The organism is Limnohabitans sp. (genome assembly GCF_040400975.1).
GTDB lineage: Bacteria > Pseudomonadota > Gammaproteobacteria > Burkholderiales > Burkholderiaceae_C > Limnohabitans_A.
The window spans coordinates 1-1,376 of the sequence record NZ_JBBAPF010000115.1; the positions used below are offsets into that span (position 1 = coordinate 1).

The 1,376-nt window shown below is 60.8% G+C and carries 1 protein-coding gene; it reads left to right on the forward strand.

From position 1 onward, the window contains the following. Positions 1 to 492 precede the first annotated feature (492 nt). Positions 493 to 1,290 carry a hypothetical protein gene (locus tag ABWQ00_RS16080; protein WP_353239666.1) on the forward strand — a complete coding sequence of 266 codons (798 nt, stop codon included), beginning with the start codon at positions 493 to 495 and terminating at the stop codon, positions 1,288 to 1,290. The last annotated feature ends 86 nt before the right edge of the window (positions 1,291 to 1,376 follow it).

Here is a 1,376-nt window from a genome sequence, read left to right on the forward strand (position 1 = left end):
GAACGTGCGCTTTGGGTCCCTGACTGGTGTATGATGGTATGTCTGCGTGCGGCAGTGGTGTGTCGTGCAGAAGTATTATGTAATGGCTTCGACTTGGATGGGAGCGGGCTGTCTTGTCGGAGGTCTGTGGGGGTGCAACTGGGGACGTTCACCCAACAAGTGGCAATTTTTTATGAATTATCCAAGTGGCGCATCTCGCGCGGTTCCGTGGGTTTCATTTTTCCACATATTCCTCTTGCGGATCTCATGCGTTTCCGCAAGTTCTGTGCCGACTTCTGTTTTTACTTCCGTTTCATGTGTGTTTCCGCAACTTCTGTGCCGACTTCTGTTTTACCTCCGTTTCATGTGCGTTTCCGCAGTTTCTGTGCCGACTTCTGTTTTTTTTACACCGGTCACAGAGTGAGGCAGAGACAGAGAGAGACAGAGACAGAGAGCGACGCAATCCGTAGCTCGGCCCAAGCAGTTCTGCGCGCCCAGAGGGGATGAGATCGGATGAGCAGCGCGCTCGTGGTTGCCCGCGCTGCGCAGCGAGGCACTGCCCTGCAGGACATGCGAAAGTTGTTGCAGGACTCCGTCCTCTTCCAGGACGCTCTCCGGGGACTCAACGAGTTGTATGGTGACCCGTTCGGCCCCCAGTCGCCGCTGTTGGGCCGCGCGCTCGGGCTCGTCAGACTGGTCCCGGGTATTGCCTACGAGTCCGCGCTCACAGCCTGGAACGATGAGGAGCGCGTTTGGTGGCAGTTGCTTGGGCACGGCGATGACGCATACTCCGCGCGCGTGCAGGACGCAGTCACGGCCGATGTGCCGGAGCGGGTTGCACTGGGCGCCGGGGGTGCAGCGTTCCAGACCATCGGCCTGTGCACTCTGGCGGTGGCTGATGCGCAATCTGTGTTGGGCGGGACTTTCTGCAGACCGGGCGCGGCTGATCAGGGGCAGGGCGCACTTGGCAACACGTGGCTCCAACGGTGGGGCCTAGGTCATCCGCCGACAGTGCCTGTCGTCGTGCTGCCGCTGCCGATGGCTCTGGCTGTTGTATCTGGCAAGTGGCACTCGATCATGCTGCAGGCTCGGACCACCCGGTTCAAGGCGAGGTTGTTCCCGAGCTGGCCTGGTCAGGCGTTCTTCCGGCGGCGGGAACCACAAGACATCGAGCCATACACTGTGCACGCAGATGCCGGCAGCACCTTCGGTGACAAACTCCGCAGCGTCGCCAATCATGTTCGTATGTGGGCCCCGTCTGTCCTGACAGCGTGCCCTGATGACGAGGAGCGAGCGCGCAGGCACCCATGACATGCTGGAGTCGGACATCCGGTTCCGCGAGGGCGCGGCAGCTGTTGTAGATCATGCTGCCGCCCGCTCCCAGCATCTTGGCCGCA